This is a genomic window from Flavivirga amylovorans, assembly GCF_030540875.1.
GTDB lineage: Bacteria > Bacteroidota > Bacteroidia > Flavobacteriales > Flavobacteriaceae > Flavivirga > Flavivirga amylovorans.
Map to the genome: position 1 here is coordinate 834,674 of NZ_JAUOEM010000001.1, position 20,692 is coordinate 855,365.

At 32.5% G+C, this 20,692-nt stretch carries 17 protein-coding genes; 12 read left to right on the forward strand and 5 right to left on the reverse strand.

What is annotated here, in order from left to right:
* Positions 1 to 70: 70 nt before the first annotated feature.
* From Q4Q39_RS03360 to Q4Q39_RS03395, 8 genes are all read left to right on the forward strand, one after another.
* Complete coding sequence (locus tag Q4Q39_RS03360; protein WP_303280951.1) at positions 71 to 3,862, forward strand: BspA family leucine-rich repeat surface protein; 3,792 nt, start codon at positions 71 to 73, stop codon at positions 3,860 to 3,862.
* 208 nt (positions 3,863 to 4,070) lie between these two features.
* Positions 4,071 to 5,321, forward strand: a complete 1,251-nt coding sequence (locus Q4Q39_RS03365) for a T9SS type B sorting domain-containing protein (RefSeq protein WP_303280952.1) — start codon at positions 4,071 to 4,073, stop codon at positions 5,319 to 5,321.
* A gap of 43 nt (positions 5,322 to 5,364) precedes the next feature.
* Complete coding sequence (locus tag Q4Q39_RS03370; RefSeq protein ID WP_425555740.1) at positions 5,365 to 6,297, forward strand: PorP/SprF family type IX secretion system membrane protein; 933 nt, start codon at positions 5,365 to 5,367, stop codon at positions 6,295 to 6,297.
* 55 nt (positions 6,298 to 6,352) lie between these two features.
* Positions 6,353 to 8,305, forward strand: coding sequence for an OmpA family protein (locus Q4Q39_RS03375; RefSeq protein WP_303280954.1), 1,953 nt, complete (start codon positions 6,353 to 6,355; stop codon positions 8,303 to 8,305).
* Positions 8,306 to 8,461: 156 nt separating this feature from the next.
* A complete protein-coding gene (locus tag Q4Q39_RS03380; RefSeq protein WP_303280955.1) occupies positions 8,462 to 8,980 on the forward strand; it encodes a hypothetical protein in 519 nt (172 codons plus the stop codon).
* Positions 8,981 to 9,241: 261 nt separating this feature from the next.
* A complete protein-coding gene (locus Q4Q39_RS03385) occupies positions 9,242 to 10,015 on the forward strand; it encodes a LytR/AlgR family response regulator transcription factor (RefSeq protein ID WP_303280956.1) in 774 nt (257 codons plus the stop codon).
* A gap of 319 nt (positions 10,016 to 10,334) precedes the next feature.
* Positions 10,335 to 10,712, forward strand: coding sequence for a hypothetical protein (locus Q4Q39_RS03390; RefSeq protein ID WP_303280957.1), 378 nt, complete (start codon positions 10,335 to 10,337; stop codon positions 10,710 to 10,712).
* Positions 10,712 to 11,098 (forward strand): hypothetical protein, encoded by a 387-nt coding sequence (locus Q4Q39_RS03395; RefSeq protein WP_303280958.1) that lies wholly within the window; start codon positions 10,712 to 10,714, stop codon positions 11,096 to 11,098. The genes Q4Q39_RS03390 and Q4Q39_RS03395 overlap by 1 nt, the downstream gene beginning before the upstream one ends.
* 149 nt (positions 11,099 to 11,247) lie before the next feature.
* Here the strand turns inward: Q4Q39_RS03395 and Q4Q39_RS03400 are convergent, their stop codons facing one another.
* Positions 11,248 to 11,952, reverse strand: coding sequence for a peptidylprolyl isomerase (locus Q4Q39_RS03400; RefSeq protein WP_303280959.1), 705 nt, complete (start codon positions 11,950 to 11,952; stop codon positions 11,248 to 11,250).
* Positions 11,953 to 11,956: 4 nt separating this feature from the next.
* Here Q4Q39_RS03400 and Q4Q39_RS03405 point away from each other — a divergent pair, with 4 nt between their 5' ends.
* A complete protein-coding gene (locus tag Q4Q39_RS03405) occupies positions 11,957 to 12,598 on the forward strand; it encodes an NUDIX hydrolase (RefSeq protein WP_303280960.1) in 642 nt (213 codons plus the stop codon).
* A 52-nt stretch (positions 12,599 to 12,650) separates the two neighbouring features.
* A complete protein-coding gene (locus Q4Q39_RS03410; protein ID WP_303280961.1) occupies positions 12,651 to 13,448 on the forward strand; it encodes a lysophospholipid acyltransferase family protein in 798 nt (265 codons plus the stop codon).
* A 60-nt stretch (positions 13,449 to 13,508) separates the two neighbouring features.
* On the opposite strand, the gene Q4Q39_RS03415 is transcribed toward Q4Q39_RS03410, so the two are convergent.
* A complete protein-coding gene (locus Q4Q39_RS03415; RefSeq protein WP_496559732.1) occupies positions 13,509 to 14,540 on the reverse strand; it encodes a fibrinogen-like YCDxxxxGGGW domain-containing protein in 1,032 nt (343 codons plus the stop codon).
* A gap of 116 nt (positions 14,541 to 14,656) precedes the next feature.
* Positions 14,657 to 15,760, reverse strand: coding sequence for a phage tail-like protein (locus tag Q4Q39_RS03420; RefSeq protein ID WP_303280963.1), 1,104 nt, complete (start codon positions 15,758 to 15,760; stop codon positions 14,657 to 14,659).
* Between the two features lie 638 nt (positions 15,761 to 16,398).
* On the opposite strand from Q4Q39_RS03420, the gene Q4Q39_RS03425 reads away from it, so the two are divergent.
* Both Q4Q39_RS03425 and Q4Q39_RS03430 read left to right on the forward strand, forming a co-directional pair.
* Positions 16,399 to 18,711 carry a type IA DNA topoisomerase gene (locus Q4Q39_RS03425; RefSeq protein WP_303280964.1) on the forward strand — a complete coding sequence of 771 codons (2,313 nt, stop codon included), beginning with the start codon at positions 16,399 to 16,401 and terminating at the stop codon, positions 18,709 to 18,711.
* Positions 18,698 to 19,285 carry a pseudouridine synthase gene (locus Q4Q39_RS03430; protein WP_303280965.1) on the forward strand — a complete coding sequence of 196 codons (588 nt, stop codon included), beginning with the start codon at positions 18,698 to 18,700 and terminating at the stop codon, positions 19,283 to 19,285. The genes Q4Q39_RS03425 and Q4Q39_RS03430 overlap by 14 nt, the downstream gene beginning before the upstream one ends.
* 47 nt (positions 19,286 to 19,332) lie before the next feature.
* On the opposite strand, the gene Q4Q39_RS03435 is transcribed toward Q4Q39_RS03430, so the two are convergent.
* Together Q4Q39_RS03435 and Q4Q39_RS03440 are read right to left on the reverse strand one after the other, a co-directional pair.
* Positions 19,333 to 19,980, reverse strand: coding sequence for a DUF8845 family protein (locus Q4Q39_RS03435; protein ID WP_303280966.1), 648 nt, complete (start codon positions 19,978 to 19,980; stop codon positions 19,333 to 19,335).
* Between the two features lie 4 nt (positions 19,981 to 19,984).
* Positions 19,985 to 20,479 carry an RNA polymerase sigma factor gene (locus Q4Q39_RS03440; protein WP_303280967.1) on the reverse strand — a complete coding sequence of 165 codons (495 nt, stop codon included), beginning with the start codon at positions 20,477 to 20,479 and terminating at the stop codon, positions 19,985 to 19,987.
* Positions 20,480 to 20,692: the final 213 nt, after the last annotated feature.

A 20,692-nucleotide genomic window follows, 5' to 3' on the forward strand; every position in this document is an offset into this window, starting at 1 on the left:
ATCCCTACTTATTTTAACAATAGTTATTATTATAAGTGTATAAATGTGTAAAAAATAAATGAATAAAATTATGATGCACCTATTACAAAAAAAGTTACAGATGCTAACCATAGTGTTCTTGTCTTCTATGGGGGCTATGGCACAAGCAGAGTACATCACCACTTGGAATACAACCAATGCAGGAGTTTCTAATAGCAACTCCATAATTATACCTGCAATAGGGGGGCGCTATGATGTAGATATAGGTAACGATGGCAGTTATGAGCTTTTAAACCAAACAGGTAGAATTACTATAGATGTAACCGCTCATGGTTACGCTGCAGGTGTTATACAAATAGCTTTACGTAATGCCATTTCTGGAGCAGGAAATTTAGAACAAATTCAGTTTGAACCTAGTGGTACTAACACAGATAACGGTAAAATAGTGTCTATAGATCAATGGGGAAATAGCATTGTATGGCTGTCTATGCATAGTGCTTATCACAGTTGTATCAACCTAGACGTTGTAGCTTTTGATGCTCCAAATTTAAGTCAAGTATTCAATATGATACTCATGTTTGCGAATTGTACTTCTATGGTAGGTACACCGGCATTTAATACTTGGGATGTCTCTAATGTTACTACTACGGGAGGAATGTTTGGAGATACACCTTTTAACCAGCCCCTAAATAATTGGGATGTCTCTAATGTAACTAACATGGGTTTTATGTTTAGTAATTGCCCGTTTAACCAGCCTATAGGCAATTGGGTAACGTCTTCTGTAACCAATTTAACAGGCATGTTTTTCAATAATACAGTATTTAATCAACCCATAGGCAACTGGGATGTGTCTTTGGTTACCAATATGCAAGGAGTTTTTAATGGAGCTACAAGTTTTAACCAGCCTTTAAACAATTGGAATGTGTCTTCAGTTATTGTCATGGATGATATGTTTCGTAGAGCTACAAGTTTTAATCAGCCTTTAAATAATTGGGATGTGTCTAATGTAGTAGATATGAATTTAATGTTTCTTTCTTCAGCATTTAATCAACCTATAGGTAATTGGGATGTGTCTAGTGTTACTAATATGGGGGGGATGTTTTTCAATAATACAGTATTTAATCAGCCTATCGGTAGTTGGGATGTATCTAGTGTTATTGATATGAATTCTATGTTTAATAATGCAACTACCTTTAATCAATCTTTAGGAGCGTGGAATATAGGTAATCTTACTAGTGGTGTTGGTTTTTTAGATAATAGTGGTCTTTCACTAGCTAATTGGGATGCCACATTAACAGGCTGGGATGCACAAGGGTTTGGTAATCCTAATGTTACCATAGGCGCTAATGGTTTGCAGTATTGTAGTGCGCAAACCCAGCGTGATGCTATGCAAACAGCAGGTATATTTACGTTTGTAGGAGACGTTTTAGGGTGTACACCAATTATAACGTGTGGAGATGCCTTTAATGCATCATCTATTTCTAAATTCTCAAACAGATTTGAAGTAACGCTACATCTTGACTCTCCAACAGGTTTAGCATTTAACACAGATGGTACCAAAATGTTTGCTATAGCAGAAGGTCTTGGTGGTAATGATGATATTATAGCGGAATATAATTTAAGTATTGGTTTTGATACCACTACAGCAGTTTATGCAGGAGCGGCAGAACAATTCTTTGTAGGAGGTCAGGAAAGTGATCCTCATGGGTTAACTTTTAATGCAGAAGGTACTAAAATGTTTGTTATAGGACTAAACGGAGATGCTGTAGTAGAATATAATTTAGGCGTTGCTTTTGATGTCTCTACTGCCATTCACGCAGGGGCAGCGGAAGAATTTTTTGTGGGAGGTCAAGAGACATCACCTACAGGTTTAACTTTTAATACAGACGGTACTAAAATGTTTGCTGTAGGAGTTGATGATGGTGCCGTAGTAGAATATAATTTAAGTACAGGTTTCGATGTCTCAACAGCGGTTTATGCTGGAGCTTCAGAAGAATTCTTTGTAGGAGGACAAGAAAGTAGTCCAACAGGTTTAACATTTAATACAGATGGAACCAAAATGTTTGTTATAGGGCTAAACGGAGATGCTGTAGTAGAATATAATTTAAGTGCAGGTTTTGATGTCTCTACAGCAGTTTACGCAGGAACTTCAGAAGAATTTTCTCTTTTAGGTTATTCAGCAACTCCTGTTGATTTGGTTTTTAATACAAATGGAACAAAATTATATGTTTTGGATGGATTATTTGGAGGTAATTATGTATTAGAATTTGTACAAGATGTAGATAATTATCATGAAGCTACAGCTACTAATGGAAATATAATGGCTAATACCAAGCCATTAGTATATACAATAATTAATGATACCTTCTCAGACACTAATAATGATGATGTATTAGATGGCGGTTTTACCATAAGTAATTTACCATCAGGTCTTACAGCAGAATTTGTTTTAAGTCATGGAGATACTAGAGCGACCTTAGTATTAAGTGGTAATGCCGCTAATAATAATAGTAGCAATAGTATAGCCACTTTAAATATTGTATTTAATGCAACAGCTGTAACAAGTAATACAGCACCCACTCTAAATTGTAGCAGTACAACGGGTATAGATTTTATAGATTCAGCTATCGTATGTGCCAACATTTTTGATGTGTCTACTTCTGAATTCTCAAACCAATTTTCTGTAAATGCACAAGAAAATCAGCTAAGAGGCGTCGAATTTAATACAGATGGCACCAAAATGTTTGTTATAGGCGATAGCGGTGATGCCGTAGTAGAATATAATTTAAGTACAGGTTTTGATGTCTCAACAGCGGTTTACGGCGGTGCTTCACAGGAATTCTTTTTTGGAGGGCAGGTTCCAAATCCTCTCAATTTTGCTTTTAGTACAGACGGCACTAAACTATTTATTATTAATGGAATAGGTCCTGGCGGTTCTTCTGGATTATATCAATACAATCTAGGTACAGGTTTTGATGTCTCTACGGCAGTTTTTGCTGGTGGTTTTCATCGACGTTTTATCTCTCAAGAGAGCTTTCCAACAGATTTGGCCTTTAATACAGATGGTAGTAAAATGTTTATTATAGGAGTATCTGATGATGCTGTAATAGAGTATATTTTACGAGCTAATTTTGATATTTCTACAATGGTTTACGCTGGAGCGGCTGAAGAATTTTCTGTAGTAGCTCAAGAGAGTGAACCAACAGGGTTAGCTTTTAATACAGACGGCACTAAAATGTTTGTTATAGGAAACAGTGGAGATGCCGTAGTAGAATATAATTTAAATACAGGTTTTGATGTCTCCACGGCGGTTTACTCTGGAGCCTCAGAAGAATTTTCGGTAACAACTTTTGAAGCCATACCTCGTGGTTTAGCCTTTAATGCTAATGGATCAAAACTATATGTAAGTGGATTGGTTAGCGATAGTATCATAGAATTTGCAGTAGGTGAAGCAGATAATTACGAAGAAGCACCAATTAATAATGGTAGTATAGCTACTAACACCAGCCCATTCATATATAATGTCTCCAATGATACGTTCGCAGATGTTAATAATGATGATATTTTAGATGGCGGTTTTACCATCGGGAATTTATCACCAGGTCTTACACCACAGTTTGTTTTAAGTAACGGAGATACTACGGCAACACTCGTACTAAGTGGTAATGCTACAAATAACAGCAGTAGTGATAATATAGCCGATTTAAACATCTCTTTTAATACAACAGCAATAACAAGTACTACTGTACCTATTTTGAATTGTAATACCATAGTAGGTATAGATTTTCTGGATAATATCAATTTAAACGGGCGTTTACGCCATGGTAAGTTTTTCTTAAATGGTAGCGAACAACCTATGATTACTGGTAGAAATGCTAATTAAAGCAAGTGAATAAATTTAATAAAGGGTGGTATAATTAGTTAGGGATTAGAAGGTTGCCTCACTGTCTTACTTATAAAAGAGAGTAGGTTGAATAAGTAAGATCAGTCTATGGTTAAGGTAGGGGTTTTCATAGTGAGCAATCCAATGCCACCCTTATATTATGACAATGAATAATTAAGTAGTACAACATACTAATACGTAAAATATTATGAATATAAAAGTGCAAATAAAGCCATTACCAATATTAGTAATGCTATTGCTAATATTACAAACACAGGCACAAACTATCAATACCGGAGAGGTGGTCATATTGCCAAATACTCAAGTGAGTATTGTTAATGATTTTAATAATACTACAAGTGGGAATATGCTTAATGATGGTGAGCTATTTATTTATGCAAATTTTAATAACGATGGCACGATAGATTTTATTAACGAAGGCCTTACAAGTTTTCAGGGTAATGAGGTACAACAAATTACAGGTATTCAAGACAGTTTTTTTTATAATGTTATATTCTCTAATACAAGTACAGCAGTACCATTTCAACTATCTGGTAGCATTAATATAGATAACGAAAGTGAGTTTGATGAAGGTATTGTCGATACTAGTAATTTTGGCGGAACCTTCACTTTTCTTAGAGATGCAGATCATGTCGCTACTAGTGATAATAGCTATATAGATGGCGAAGTCGTAAAAGTAGGAGATACCAGTTTTGAATTTCCTGTAGGCAATGGCGGGTTTTACAACCCAGTGGCTATGAATGCACCTAACTTACCAACAGATACCTATACTGCGCAATATTTTTTAGAGAATAGTAATGCAACCAATCCACATAATTTGGCGGCTGGTATTATAGAGCAAATTGATGATACGGAATACTGGGTCATAGACAGAACCAGTGGAAGCTCTGATGCCATAATAACACTAAGATGGGATGCTGATACATCACCCGCATTTATTAATAATGCAGATCCAGATGCTATACATATAGTACGATGGGACGATACTTTAGGCTTTTGGGTAGACGAAGGCGGTATTCCAGATGCCGCTAACCAAACCATTACAACCATAGCACCAGTAACTGGCTATGGTGTGTTTACATTGGCGACAGTAAAAACAGATTTAGTCTTACCAGACGATTTGGTTATTTACACAGCTGTATCTCCTAATAGTAATAGTAAAAATGACTTTTTCTTTATAGATGGAATTGACCGTTATCCTAATAATACGGTTAAAATTTTTAATCGATGGGGTGTGGAAGTATATAAAACAACAGGATACAATGAAACAGATAATGTATTTAGAGGGTATTCTGATGGTCGTTTAACCGTTAGCAATTCAGAATTACTTCCAACAGGTACTTACTATTATGTTTTAGAATATGACTTTCCAGGTAATACATCCATACCTGCACAGCGTGTAAAAAAAGCAGGATTTCTATATATAGCATCAAATTAGACTTAAAAAATATAAAATATAATCAATGTTAAATAGAGAATTTATGATCATCTATAAAAATAAAAATATAAAATGGCTGGTATTTATGGTGCTGCTTTCGCTGCCAGTACTGGCGCAACAAAATCCGCAGTTTACGCAGTATATGTATAATACAGCTACTATAAACCCAGCCTATGCGGGTAGTAGGGGTTTGCTTAGTATGACTGGTATTTACAGAAGTCAGTGGGTAGGGCTAGAAGGTGCACCAAAAGTGGCACAGTTTTCTTTAAATACTCCTATTGGAGTAAATGGAGTTGGTCTGGGGTTTTCAGTTTATAATGAAGAGATAGGTCCTTCTATTGAAAATAATATAGCTATAGACTATTCATATACCATACCCTTTTCTGATAGAGACACTAAATTTAGTTTTGGTTTAAAAACAGGCTTTCAGCTATTAGATGTAGATTATAATAAATTATTAATTTATAATCCTACCGAGCCCATTTTTCAAACGAATATAGAAGATAGGTTTCAACCTATCATTGGGGTTGGTGCCATGCTACATACAGATACATGGTATGTAGGTTTATCAGTTCCTAATGTTTTAAATACAGAGCATTATGATAATAGCACTATATCTACAGCTTCAGAGCGTATGCATGTATTTGTAACAGGAGGGTATGTTTTCGATTTAAACGATATGTGGAAGTTTAAACCAGCATTCTTAACAAGTATCGTGTCTGGTTCACCTCTTGGTGTTGATGTGTCAGCAAATTTTTGGTATAACCAAAAACTCACACTGGGAGCAGCTTATAGGGTAGATGCTGCAATTAGTGCTTTGGCCGGTTTTCAAGTAACAGATCAGTTAATGGTGGGATATGCGTACGATACAGATACTACAGATTTAGGACGGTATAATAACGGATCTCATGAAATTTTTCTAAGATGGGAGCTGTTTACCAGAACTCGTAATAAAATATCGCCAAGATTCTTTTAGTGATTCTACGTTCTAAACTAATTATTAATAAGTAGTAATAAAAAAGTATAAAAATATGAAAATTAATACGTTAAAATTTAAACAAGTTTTAGTATTAGTGCTGTTTATGGTATTTCAATATAGTTTTGCTCAGCCTAAAAATGCTAAATTGGTTCGTGCAGATAAAAAGTATAATGAGCATGAATATATAAATGCAACCAATATATATTTAAGCGTAGTAAAATCTGGCTATGAATCAGAAGAAGTATTCCAAAAGCTTGGAAATACTTATTATTTTAATGCAAACTATGAAGAAGCACAAAAGTGGTATGAAGTATTGATGCAGTTAAATGCCACACCAGAAGATCCCATTTATTTATTACGTTATTCGCAAACACTTAAATCATTAGGTAAGAATAAAGAATCTGAAGCCATATATAATACATTTTTAAAACGATTAGAAGATGAAGATTTAAAATTTTCTACAGCAAAGAGCTATTTGGAGATTATTCAAAAAAATTCTAACCGTTACAAAATAGCACCAGCAAGTATAAATACAGAAGCAAGCGAATACGGAGGAACTGTTATAAATAACAAATTTGTATATGCTACAGCGCAACGTTCTGGAGGATTTTCAAAAACCATAGATACTTGGACAGGAAAGCATTTTTTAGACTTTTGGGAGGCCAATTTTAATGAAGATGGTACCTTGGGAAAAGGTCGTAAGATGAAAAATGGATTAAACTCAAGATTTCATGAATCATCAGTAGTGTATACTAAAGATGGCAACACGGTGTATTTCACTAGAAGTAGCCATACTTCTAAAACAGAAAAGGGGAAAAGTCAAAATAAAAACCTAAAGATTTACAGAGCTACAAAACAAGATGATGGCGATTGGGGGAATATAGAAGACTTATCTATAAACGGGGATACATACTCTACGGCTCACCCTGCGTTAAGCCCAGATGAAAACATACTGTATTACACATCAAATCAACCAGGAGGTTTAGGAGAAACAGATATTTATATGGTAACAATAAATAGCAACGGCTCATTTAATAAGCCAAGAAATATGGGATCGGCTGTAAATACTAAAGGCAGAGAGTCTTTTCCATTTATTAGTAAAGACTATGAATTGTATTTTTCTTCGGATGGGCATTATGGATTAGGAGGTTATGATGTTTTCTATATAGATCTTAAACAAAAAGTACCACAAATGATAAATGTTGGAGCACCTATTAATAGTGCTGTAGACGATTTTGCTTTTTTTATCAATAATGAAACAAAAAAAGGAGGATTTAGCTCCAATCGATTAAGTGGTCAAGGCTCAGACGATATTTATATGTTTAATGAACTTAAAAGTATTAAAGAAGCCACCAGAGCTATTTTAACAGGAACTGTTGAAGATGAAGATACCCAAGAATTAATTGCTAACGCAACTGTAGTTCTTAAAGATGATCAAGGTAATATTATAGATGAAGTTCTTACCAATACCCAAGGAGATTATAGTTTGGAGTATAACCGTTATTATAACCATATTGTTGAAGCTAATAAAGAGAGTTATATAGGCGATAACGAATTTATAAAAGCTAATATCGAAGCAAAAAAAGTAGTTAGAAATTTAAAGTTAAAACGAAATATAACCCCAATTAAAAATAATACAGACGTTACTGATGCTATTGATTTACAGCCTATATATTTCGATTTCAACAAGGCGACAATAAAAGAAGTATCAAAAATAGAATTAATGAAGATTGTAGCCTTTATGAAGCAAAATCCAAATGTGAAAATTAAAGTGGGTTCTCATACCGATAGTCGTGGCAATGATGCATATAATTTAGCATTATCTGAGCGTAGAGCCATGGTAACAATAACGTTTATTATAAAACAAGGTATTGCAAAAAATAGGTTGTTAGCAAAGGGGTATGGAGAAAAGCAATTAAAAAATAATTGTGGGAATGGCGTAAAATGTAGCAAAGAAAAGCACCTTTTAAATAGAAGAAGCGAGTTTATAATTATAAAGAAATAATAATATAATAAGCACATAATTGATTTAAATATGTATTAAGCTAAAAAGTGGTTTATATTTTATGAAAATGAATAAAGCTTTTAAACATTTCTGTATTATGTGTTAGCCGATCTCACTTTTATATTTTCGATTTTCTAAAAAAGAAATCAAATGGCCATGGATGATAAATCAAGAGAACCTATAATTAAAAATAAAAAATCTCATTTGTCTAATACTTCTAATGAATCCGAATCGAAAGAGCATTACAACCTAGTTCTGGTAGATGATATGTATATTTTAAATGTCCCAAAAGAATGGGAAGAATATGAAAGTGATAGGTTTAGAATGAGAAATTCAGAAGAAACACTCTTGTTTTCTGCAATCCATTACAAAAAAAGAATACTAAAAGGTCATGATTTTATGGTTGATGATTTGAAAGCTGAAGTACAAACAGTTTTTAAGAAGTTTAAAGAAGAAGGTTGTTATATACCAGTACCAGATCAAATTATGGAAAATAATTATGTATATCAGGCATTTAAAATTGGAGAAGAGACACAATATTTTTTCTACACGTTCTGCAAATCGTCGGAAGAGCTTATTCAGATAAGATTGAACATAAGAGAAATAGGAGCTTATAAGACGGTAATTAGAGATACTTTGCTTGAGATAGGGAGTAGTATAAGAATGGTTGGATAAAAAATATTTATGCTATTATTTTAAGCCGAAGTTTGGTTCGCCGTATCAATCGTATACTTAAAATTAGAGTTTTAAAGATAACTACATGACAAATGAATTTTATTAATTTTTTAAAAAGTATAAGTATGAAAATATTAATAGTCGTAAAAACACAAAAAGTAAATTTTTAAAAATTTAGCTTAAAGCTACTTGCTTATTTTAACGTTCTTTTTTAAACACAATGTATTATTAGACTTCCTAATATAAACCTAAATTTCACAAATGAGTCTACATACTGCAATAGTTATTGATGATCATAAGAATACAGTTGAGCTTTTAAAACTTTGTTTGAAAAAATATTGTCATAGCATAAAAGAGGTCTATGGGTCTACAGATGTACAAGATGGTTTTCATAAAATACAGGAGTACGAGCCAGATATTATTTTTTTAGATGTTATGATAGGGGAAGACACAGCTTTTAATCTTTTAGATAATTTAGGAAATATTGATAGCGAAATTATTTTTATAAGCTCGTTTAAAGAATTTGCTCTAAAAGCTATGGATTACGAAGTATCCAATTATTTATTAAAACCAATTGATATTAAAAAATTGGTAATAGCAGTGAGAAAGGTTTCTGAAAAACTTAAAACTAAAGTTTATATGAAAGAGTTGTTACAGAATGAAATTGAATTAAAAGATTTCAACAATTTAAAAGATTATAGTAATAAAAGTGTTATTGCCATAGCATCTACAGCCAAGATAGAGCTAATAAAAGTTGAAGAGATTATTTTTTGTGAGGCAGAACGTAGTTATACAATTTTGTATCTCAAAGACGGTACATCCAAAGTTTCCAGTAAAAACCTATTAGAGTACGAAAATTTGCTCGTACCAAAAGGAGCTTTTTTTAGGATTCACAGAAAATACCTGGTTAACTTACATATGATAGAAAATATTAACAAATCAGCAGGGAACTATTGCGAAATGATCAATAAAAAATCATTGCCTATTTCAAAACGAAAACGAGAAAAATTATTCAAATTTTTAGGAATATCGTAATGGTAATAATAAAGAAAAACTAATAGCCTTTCAATACGGCTTAAAGGAGGTGTCTTATTGAACTCATCTTGACTTTTTGTTTTTAACCGAAAATGAGATAAAATTTGTTCAGATGCGGCATTTTTTGCAAGGCATAGCAGTGCTAAGCATAAGAAAAGTAACAAAATATGGGCGAATTTTAGCCATTTTTTAGGAAATAGAAAAAGTCAAGATGAGTTCATTGTTAAATTAGAGTTAAAATGGATTTTTGCAGAGGGAAATTTTTTCGGAGAACGATTAATTAAATTCATGCATATAGTTATTATAATTAAAAAAGCATATGGAAAAAATAAAACTAACAAGTAATGAAGCATATTATCTGAGATTATTGGTGCATAATTTTAACGATGATCATATTTCAGATTTTCTTAAAATAAATGAAGAAGACTTAACTTATATTAAAAGAAGGTTAAAGTTTAAATTCAAAACAAAAAATTGGGTGACTATAATTGAAAAAGCCTTTGAGCTTAAAATTTTGGATAAACAGGATTTTGTCGAACCAGTAATAAAGGAAATAGCATTACGCTATACATCAAAAATTGTAAATGATTTTAAAAATAGCTCTAATAAGTATAACATAGATAAAAGACTCCTATTGGATTTTGATGAATCTTGCAATGCTCTTTTATCTGAAGCAACTAAAATTAATTTAAAATAATGGAATATTATATACTAAAATTGTTCAGCAATAAAGAACTAGAATATTTGCGTTTGAAATATCAAGGTGTAAATGAAGAAGAAATAGCTAGAGAGCTAAAGTTTAAATACAAAAGAGAGCATTCAAATATGGAGACCCTGATTTTGAATAAACTTTCTGTTAATAGTTGGTACAATGCCTTTAGAAAGGCTTTTAACTTACAATTGCTTAATAGAAAAGAGTTTCTCTCTATAGATATAAAAGAGGAGGTTTCTGTTTTTTCTAAAAAAATCAAAGATGCTTTATTGTCTAAAGAACTAAATGAAAAAGAAAAAGAGCTTAAAGTGTATTTAATGCTACTGTCTTTTTACAGTAAAATGGAGTATAACTGTTTGTTAAAAAAATAGAATAAATGGGTTCGGTGTATTTTTGAAGGAGGCTTTTAAATTAAGTCTTTTGGCTTCGCTCAAGATAAGCTAAATCTAGAAAATCTCATGATGTTAATAAACAGATGTTTTACTTTCATTCAGGATGATACTTTTTAGACTCAAAAAAACTAGTTAATAATTTCAACATTTCTTATATAAATATTTTTGGCTGGCCAGTCCCCATCATCAGTTTCAACAGCAGCTATTTTGTCTACAACATGCATCCCTTTTATAACTCTTCCAAAAATAGTGTAGTCACCATCTAAAAAATGGGCACCGCCTTTTTGTTGTACAATAAAAAACTCAAAAGGAGATGCTAACTTATGTGGGTTATTAATTTCACTACTAGGCATCGATATAACGCCTCTATCATGCTTAAAACCTCGTTTTGTGTCAGGAGGCAATAAGTACCTTCCAATGTAAGAACGTTTTTTAGCTGTTTTTTTATCGTCGCTATTTCCGCCTTGGATCATAAAATTGTTAATGACTCTATAAAACTGCGTGTCATTAAAATATTTTTGTTTTGTTAAGAAAATGAAGTTTGAACGATGAAATTTTGTTTCATTATATAGTAAAATATCAATAGCTCCAAAATCTGTAGTAAGGCGTACTTTATTTTCTTTATGATGTTTGTCGTATTCCAGAAAAAAGGCCATGGCACTTTTAGAGTTCAACTTAGGAAACTCTCTTTCAGATTCTATAATAGTATCTTTTTTAATGTCTGTTTTCTCTTTTTTTGTTACCGTAGTTTTGGGAATCGTTTTCCTTTTAGTTTGTTTATCTTCACAATTCAGAAATAAAAAAAATAAACACAAAAGAAATACGGGTCTCATAAATATGAATTTTGATGAATTTTTAAAATTAACTTCAAAAGTAAAGAATATACCGCTTCCAGCCGAATCGTCTCACTTTAAAATGGTTCCTGCTTTCCGTAGAAGCCTTATGGAGAAACAAAAAGAAGCTATAAAAAAAGCAAAAAAAGCAGGTGTCCTAGCATTGTTTTATCCAGGGATAAATAATGATACAAAACTTGTTCTTATTTTAAGAAAAACATACAAAGGCGTACATTCTGCACAAGTAGCATTTCCTGGCGGAAAGTTAGAAGATCAAGACAGCTCGTTAGCAGCAGCAGCATTACGAGAGACTTTTGAAGAGGTGGGGGTATCTATAAATACTATAGAAATTATTCGAAAATTATCGCAAGTTTATATTCCGCCTAGTAACTTTTATGTTCAGCCTTTTTTGGGGATTACTAGACAAACACCTAACTTTATGAAGCAAGAAGATGAAGTTGAAGCTATTATCGAAATAGATTTACAACATTTTTTAGACGATAGAGCATTGATAACTCAAGAAGTAAAAACCTCTTATAGTGTTGAGGCTAAGGTTCCTGCATTCAAATTGAATGAACATATTGTTTGGGGAGCCACCGCAATGATGCTAAGTGAAATTAAAGACTTGTTAAAACAATACATGTAATTTAATAGTTTTGTTACTTTTGCAGACATCAACCAATTTTGACGCGTGATTTATGGGATTGTTTAAAAGAAATCCATTCGGACATATACTAATTGTAAAAAAATGGCTCATAAGAATTCTAGGTGCTATAACCCATAGACGCTTTAGAGGGTTCAATGAATTACAAATAGAAGGTTCTGAGCTTATTAAAAATTTACCAGATACGAATGTGTTATTTATTTCGAATCATCAAACATACTTTGCTGATGTAGTTTCTATGTTTCATGTCTTCAATGCTAGTTTAAGTGGGAGAGAAGACTCTATTAAAAATGTTGGATACTTATGGAATCCTAAGCTTAATATTTATTATGTAGCAGCCAAAGAAACGATGAAAGCTGGATTGTTACCAAAAATATTAGCTTATGTAGGCTCTATTAGTATTGAACGTACTTGGAGGTCTGAAGGACAAGATGTGAATAGACAAGTTAAGATGAGTGATATTTCCAGCATTGGTAGGGCTTTAGAAGACGGTTGGGTGATCACATTTCCACAAGGTACAACAACTCCGTTTAAGCCTATTAGAAAGGGAACAGCTCATATTATTAAACGTTATAAACCTATTGTAGTACCTATCGTTATTGATGGGTTTAGACGTTCTTTCGATAAAAAAGGATTGCGTATTAAAAAGAAAAATATTTTGCAGTCTTTTGAAATTAAAGCGCCTTTAGAAATTGATTACGATAATGATACTACAGACGATATTGTAAAAAAAATTGAGTATGCTATCGAACAACACCCGTCTTTTTTAAAAGTGATACCTCAAAAAGAATTGGAAGCTCTCGAAGAACTTAATAAAAAAAGGGAGTGGTAGTTTACATTTAGTTCTACAGACAAGATCAGAGAATTGTTTTAATAAACAGAAAAGATATTATTACCTAACAAATAATTGTACACGATCTGTTACTGAATTGTCAGTACGTATTCCGCCAATCCAATTAACTTTAACTCCTATGGCATAATACGGATGATACCGACCAATACTGCCACCTAAATAAGCCGAGGTTCCTGTAAATTCAAGACCACCCCATGAGTTATCTGTCATATCAATATTAACTGGACCATATCCAGAAACTGGATTTGTTCCAGACCTTCCGCTTCTAGGATCAAATGTTTGTGACCAATGGTTAGTCTGTCCTAAACTAGGATAATGCAATCGAAATTCATAACTCGCTGTACTTTTAATGTCATCTAATTTACTTAGTATAGAGTATTTATTTGTTGTTAAACCAGGTGAACCAACATGATGTTCATTAGCTTCAGCATCATTAGCCCAAATTCCACCTGTATAATTATGGTTGAAAACCAATGTCCATCCACCGCCGTCATTAGTCATATCACAATAGCAATCATAAGAAGGGTTACCTCCAGTACCATCTGGATCAATAGTATATATCCCATCTGTTCTGGATCCAGCGTTATAATACTCTAAACAGTTTGCTGCAAATCCGTTCATTACAGTAACATCAACGTTACAAGTCAGATTTGTACCTATAAAATCTATTGTAAATGTATCGGTTTGAGCAGCTATGGGAGTACCAGATCCTGTTAGCGTTACAGTATTAACACCTAATGATGAAAATATTCCAGAACCAGAAAAACTATAACCATTAACAGTATTTGTAGTGATGTTGTATGTGTCGTAAGAGTTAACTAAAACATCTATAGTTAATGTATTTAAGTTAGTAAACGGTAATCCAGTGGAAAAAACACCATTGGTATTAACCGAATTGCAATCTAATTTGTTTGTTTGAACTGAGCCTTTACCTAAACAATCAGACCAGGAAGTTTCGGTATAAAATTGCAAACACTTACTATCTGTATTGTATATAAACAAGCCTTCGGCAGGAGATGTAATAGCATCTCTTTGATTTTGTGTCATATAAGAAAATAAACTAAGTTTTATGGTTTGTTTTTTATGTGAATACCCCTTAACTAAAGGCTCAACCTGACATTTAGACTTAACTTTTTGAAATTCAGCTTAATAATTTTGTTCTTATGTCGAGTTAAATTAATTATTTATTATCTAATAAATAATTGTACACGATCTACTGCAGTACTTGGTCCAGGTATACCACTAGACCAAGGGACATTACTACCTATAGAGTAATACCAATTACCGGTATTAACACTGCCATCTAAATAAGTGTTTCCTCCGGATAATTCAATACCACCCCAATTACGTGCAGTTGTATCAACACTAATCGCCGTATATCCAGTTACTGGAGAAGTTCCTGCTGTTCCACTTCTGGGATCAAATGTTTGTGACCAATGATTTGTTATCCCTAAAGAAGGGTAATGCAGTCTGAATTCATAATCTGCTGCACTTTTTATATTATCTAATTGACTTAATATAGAGTATTTATTTGTTGTTAAGCCAGGAGAGCCAATGTTGTATTCATTTGCTTCAGTGTCGTTCGTCCAATATCCGCCAGCAGTATTATGATTGAAGACCAATGTCCATCCACCGCCATTATTGGTCATGTCGCAATAGCAATCGAAAGCGGCGCCACCTCCATGACCATCAGGGTCAATAGTATAAATACCATCTGTTGTGTGTCCAGCATTTAAATAGTCTAGACAATTGGCTAAAGGTGTGCTTAATACAGTAATATCTGTAGTGCAGGTCGTACCATCTCCAGAAAACGTTATAGTGAATGTATCTGTTTGGGCTGCTAATGGCGTACCAGACCCTGTTAATGTTATGGTGTTAATTCCTATAGACGAAAATGTTCCAGAAGCAGAAAAGCTATAACCGTTAACAGTATTTGTTGTTATATTATATGTGTCGAAAAAATTCACAGCAACATCTACAGTTATTGTATTTATACCAGTAAGTGGGCTACCAATAAAATAACTTCCACTAGAGCTAATAGAGCTACAGTCTATTTTATTTGAGTTGGATTCCCCTAAGCAACTAGACCAGGATGCTCCTTTGTAATACTGGAAACATTTACTATCTAAATTGTATATAAACAAACCTTCAGCTGGAGAAACTATAGCGTCTCTTTGAATTTCTGTCATTCTAGGTGGTAGTAGGCCTTGTGTTGTAGAGGTAATGTCTAAAATCGATGAAGTATCAGGTGTAGTAGTTCCAATTCCTACTTGGGCATAACTGTAATACATACTAAAACATAGCAATATTACAAAGTGAGAGGCTTTTAACATTGGTGAATAGGGGCTATTATTAATTCACATCAAAAGTAAGTAAATTAATTTTCTTTAAACTATTTTTTGAATGTCATAAAATATATAATATTGATTATGTGTATGTTATGTGTTAATTAATTTTTGATATAAGAAATAACTTTATATGTAATGTTGAAAAAAATCTTATAACAATATGTTTTTTCTTGTTAAATAAATACGTTAATTACTACTTATTGAATGTTGCTAAAATATGTATCATTATTAATATTTGCGTATAAACAATTTGCTGCGATATTGAATGATTAAATATCTACTTTATAAGTAATACCATTTCTACATCCAAATGACCGTAATAAAACGCTCTTTTCTCCTTTCTACTTCAACATAAAAAGAAACCGTAACTAAGGCTATGCTTTATCTTTCTATTTTGTATAAAGAAAAAAAATCTCATTTTCTTTTACAGTAATTTAAATGCAGAAATGGTATAAAGCCTGTTTCTGTAAAACTAAATGATACTAACTTTATTCGTTAATAACTCCTGATAACTCCACTTCAAAAATCAGGGCAAAATTCATATTTTGCACATTATAATTTAAAACCAAAAATAAAAATAGGTGAAAGTCTGTATTGCTGAAAAACCAAGTGTAGCACGCGAAATAGCTTCTGTTTTAGGAGCGAATACGAAGCGTGATGGTTATTATGAAGGTAATGGATATGCTATTACTTATACTTTTGGGCATTTATGTACTTTAAAAGAACCTAACGATTATAAGCCGTATTGGAAAAGCTGGGATTTAAATAACCTGCCCATGTTACCCGAAAAATTTGAAACTAAAGTAGTTTCTAATTCAGGAATACAAAAGCAATTTAAGATCGTAAAAAGTTTATTTGATAAAGCAGATGTTGTTATAAACTGTGGGGATGCTGGCCAAGAAGGAGAATTGATTCAGCGTTGGGTAATGAATGAAGCAAATTATAAAGGAGAAGTAAAACGCTTATGGATTTCTTCATTAACTACGGAAGCGATTAAAGAAGGATTTGAAAACTTAAAACCTTCTGAAGATTACGATAATTTATATTACGCAGGGTTTTCCAGGGCTATTGGTGATTGGTTACTTGGGATGAACGCCACCAGATTGTACACCGTAAAACATGGTGGTTATAAGCAAGTACTATCTGTTGGTCGTGTACAAACACCAACGTTGGCAATGGTTGTTAATCGTTTTAAAGACATTGAAAACTTTAAACCCCAGCCATATTGGGAATTACAAACACTATATAGAGAAACACTTTTTAGCTACGAAGAAGGACGTTTTTTGAAAAAAGAAGATGGAGAAGCGTTAGCGAATAAAGTAAAAGAAAGTGATTTTGAAATTGAATCTATTACAAAGAAAAAGGGGAAGGAATATGCGCCAAAACTTTTTGATTTAACGGGTTTGCAAGTGTATTGTAATACAAAATTTGGGTTTTCGGCAGATGAAACACTTAAAATTGTTCAGAAACTATACGAGCAAAAGGTCGTTACTTATCCTAGAGTAGATACCACTTTTTTACCAAATGATGTATATCCTAAAGTACCTGGTATTTTTCAAAAGCTGACAAACTATTCAAAATTAACAGAACCACTTTTAGGAAAAAAAATAAAGAAATCGACCAAAGTTTTTAACGATAAAAAAGTAACAGACCACCACGCTATTATTCCAACAGGAATTCAGATTAATTTACAATATAATCAACAACAGGTTTACGATATCATCGTAAAGCGTTTTATTGCTGTTTTTTATGATGATTGTTTGGTGTCTAATACCACTGTTATTGGTAAAGCTGCTGAGGTGTCTTTTAAAACGACAGGAAAAGAGATTTTAGACAAAGGGTGGCGTATCGTTTTCGATACTTCGAATGCAAAAGAAAAAGAGTCAGGGATCTTGCCAACTTTTGAAAAAGGAGAAAAAGGCCCACACGAACCTTCGTTTTTAGAAAAAGAAACCAAACCCCCTAATCAGTTTACAGAGGCTTCTTTACTACGAGCTATGGAAACAGCAGGTAAGCAAGTAGATGATGAAGACTTACGTGAATTGATGAAAGAAAATGGTATTGGAAGACCGTCAACACGAGCCAATATTATTGAAACACTTTTTAAAAGAAAGTACATAAAGCGTAATAAAAAGCAAGTGTTACCTACGGTTACAGGAATTCAACTTATTGATACGATCCAAAATAATTTGTTAAAATCTGCAGAGCTTACTGGCTCTTGGGAAAAACAACTAAAAGATATTGAAAAAGGAGCGTTTAGTGCTGGGGCATTTATTAAAAATATGAAGCGTATGGTGGATGCTTTAGTATATGAAGTAAGAAGCGAAACGAAACGTGCTAATATATCTCATGCAGTAACAGTGAAAAATCGCGAGGCTAAAGCAGTAAAAAAAGCAACAGCAGGTATTAGATCAGAGGCTTGTCCAAAATGTAAAAAAGGTCTTATTATAAAAGGAAAAACAGCTTATGGTTGTAGCGAATATAAATCAGGGTGCCATTTTGTGATGCCTTTTAGCTATGCTAATAAAAAGATTTCTGAAAAACAATATATTAGGTTACTTCAAAAAGGATCTACCGTTAATTTAAAAGGCTTTAAAACGGATTCTGGTACTGTGGAAGGTTTGCTTCGTTTTGATGAAAGTTTTAATCTAAAATTAGAGCCAAAAAAGACTTCCGCGCCTGCTTTGTCGGCAGACAGGAAAACGAAACCAGACGAATTAGTATGTCCAAAATGTAAAAAAGGATCTGTTATTAAAGGCAGTACAGCTTATGGGTGCAGCGATTATAAATCTGGATGCGATTTTAAAATGACCTTTGATACCGTGAGAACTAAAATAAACGGACAGAAACCAACCAAAGAACTCGTACATAGTATTTTAAATGGAAATATCTAAAAGCGATCACCGACATTTTATAATTTATAAGCCCTACGGGTATTTAAGTCAGTTTAAAAGTCTCGATTCAAAGCAACAATCGAAAAAGTTTTTAGGGCTACTTCATGATTTTCCTGAAGGGATTATGGCTATTGGTCGATTAGACGAGAAATCGGAAGGTTTGTTATTGCTTACTACAGATGGTAAAATGAGTGATTTTGTAAATAGCCAAAAAGTGGAAAAGGAATATTATGCACAAGTAGATGGTGATATTTCTGATGAAGCGATCAATCTATTAAAAGCAGGTGTAGAAATTGGTTTTGACGGCAAAAAATATCAAACCAGACCTTGCAAAGCTTTCAGGTTAAATAAAATTCCAGATTTACCAAAACGTTCCCAAAAAATTAGAGACGATAGGCATGGACCAACATCTTGGGTATCGATTACTCTAAATGAAGGTAAATTTAGGCAGGTACGAAAAATGACTTCTGCTGTTGGTTTTCCTACATTACGTTTAGTAAGGGTGAGAGTAGGAACTATTATTATTAACTCAATGAAGACAGGAGAGGTTATTGAAGTCGATCAATTACTTTAAAATACTTTAACAATGAGTATCATTGTAAATTTTCATTAAAAATTCATTTATTGCTCAACATCCAATTTTTTTAATTCTTTATAATTTAGATTGAGGCGCTTTAACAAAATACCATAAACAAGCCAATAGAATAATAATAAAATACCAATGGCAACTGCTAAAAATAAAACGACTAATATTATAAAGATGGCGTAAAACTTAAAAACTTCTCCATTAGCTGAAGCTTGTTGTATTTGATCTATAAGAAGTTGATCTTGGTTTAGTTCAACATACATGGTAACAAAAGTTGCTATCACCATATAAATTAAATTGAAAGCAACATATTGTTTAACAGTTTTTCTGGTTTTTAGGATATTCTCCATAAGAACCTTTGCATTATCTGTAGTAGAGATTTTTCTATAGTTTCTGAAAAATAAATAAAAGAAAAGAGCTAGAACAACATATCCTATTACAATTAAAGGGGTAAAAATAACATCGGCATTAAACTGTTCATAACGTTTCATGCTCTCGGTATCTTTTAGTAATAAAGATATAAGTGTCCAAAAAGCAAACTCTAACAAACTAATTATAAAAATCCATTTAACAATGGAAGACGATTTTTTTAAAATCATCTTATATATTTCGTTATATGTTAGCTTAGGATATTTATTATCATCCTTATTCCAATCTTTCTTTAATAAATCTAATTCATCCATATTTTTACGGATTTAATATGGTTTTAAGCTTCGTTTTTATTCTATTCATCTTCACACGTGCATTTACTTGGCTAATTCCCAAAGTTTCACTAATTTCTCTATAATCTTTATCTTCTAAGTATAAGAAAACAAGTGCTTTTTCAATATCGTTTAATTGATATACAGCTTTGTAAAGTATTTTTAGTTGTTGTTCTTCTGTATCATCATAATTTTCAGCTTTAATTTTAAATTCCACGCCGTTAAAATCTTGCGTATTAATAGTTCGTTTAGATTTCCTGTAAAGTGTAATCGCTGTATTTAAACCGACTCTGTACATCCATGTACTAAATTTTGCATCTCCTCTAAATTTAGGATATGCTTTCCAAAGTTGAATCGTTATTTCTTGAAATAAATCATTATGAGCATCATAATTATTAGTATACAAACGGCATACTTTATGTATAATATTTTGATGCTTCTCTAGCAATTCTACAAAACTATGTTCTAGTTCTTTTTTCAATGTGATGGTTTAGTTACAATATAGGTAGCTAAAAATTTTAAAATGTTACATGTGTGTAAAAATAATGTTTTAAATCATTAATGTCCGACTAAATAGATAAGACTGCTCTGCTGTTAGATCCTTGAACAAATATTTTGTTTTAACCATTTGACATACAGTGATTAATAGGGGGGGTGTTTTCAGTGAATCAACGTTGTTTTAATCGCATTGCTT

Excerpts from the sequence above, each read along its gene's own strand:
- Q4Q39_RS03360 (WP_303280951.1), top strand. The coding sequence starts at position 71 with ATGATGCACCTATTACAAAAAAAGTTACAGATGCTAACCATAGTGTTC.
- Q4Q39_RS03365 (WP_303280952.1), top strand. The coding sequence starts at position 4,071 with ATGAATATAAAAGTGCAAATAAAGCCATTACCAATATTAGTAATGCTA.
- Q4Q39_RS03370 (WP_425555740.1), top strand. The coding sequence starts at position 5,365 with ATGATCATCTATAAAAATAAAAATATAAAATGGCTGGTATTTATGGTG.
- Q4Q39_RS03375 (WP_303280954.1), top strand. The coding sequence starts at position 6,353 with ATGAAAATTAATACGTTAAAATTTAAACAAGTTTTAGTATTAGTGCTG.
- Q4Q39_RS03380 (WP_303280955.1), top strand. The coding sequence starts at position 8,462 with ATGGATGATAAATCAAGAGAACCTATAATTAAAAATAAAAAATCTCAT.
- Q4Q39_RS03385 (WP_303280956.1), top strand. The coding sequence starts at position 9,242 with ATGAGTCTACATACTGCAATAGTTATTGATGATCATAAGAATACAGTT.
- Q4Q39_RS03390 (WP_303280957.1), top strand. The coding sequence starts at position 10,335 with ATGGAAAAAATAAAACTAACAAGTAATGAAGCATATTATCTGAGATTA.
- Q4Q39_RS03395 (WP_303280958.1), top strand. The coding sequence starts at position 10,712 with ATGGAATATTATATACTAAAATTGTTCAGCAATAAAGAACTAGAATAT.
- Q4Q39_RS03400 (WP_303280959.1), bottom strand. The coding sequence starts at position 11,952 with ATGAGACCCGTATTTCTTTTGTGTTTATTTTTTTTATTTCTGAATTGT.
- Q4Q39_RS03405 (WP_303280960.1), top strand. The coding sequence starts at position 11,957 with ATGAATTTTGATGAATTTTTAAAATTAACTTCAAAAGTAAAGAATATA.
- Q4Q39_RS03410 (WP_303280961.1), top strand. The coding sequence starts at position 12,651 with ATGGGATTGTTTAAAAGAAATCCATTCGGACATATACTAATTGTAAAA.
- Q4Q39_RS03420 (WP_303280963.1), bottom strand. The coding sequence starts at position 15,760 with ATGTATTACAGTTATGCCCAAGTAGGAATTGGAACTACTACACCTGAT.
- Q4Q39_RS03430 (WP_303280965.1), top strand. The coding sequence starts at position 18,698 with ATGGAAATATCTAAAAGCGATCACCGACATTTTATAATTTATAAGCCC.
- Q4Q39_RS03435 (WP_303280966.1), bottom strand. The coding sequence starts at position 19,980 with ATGGATGAATTAGATTTATTAAAGAAAGATTGGAATAAGGATGATAAT.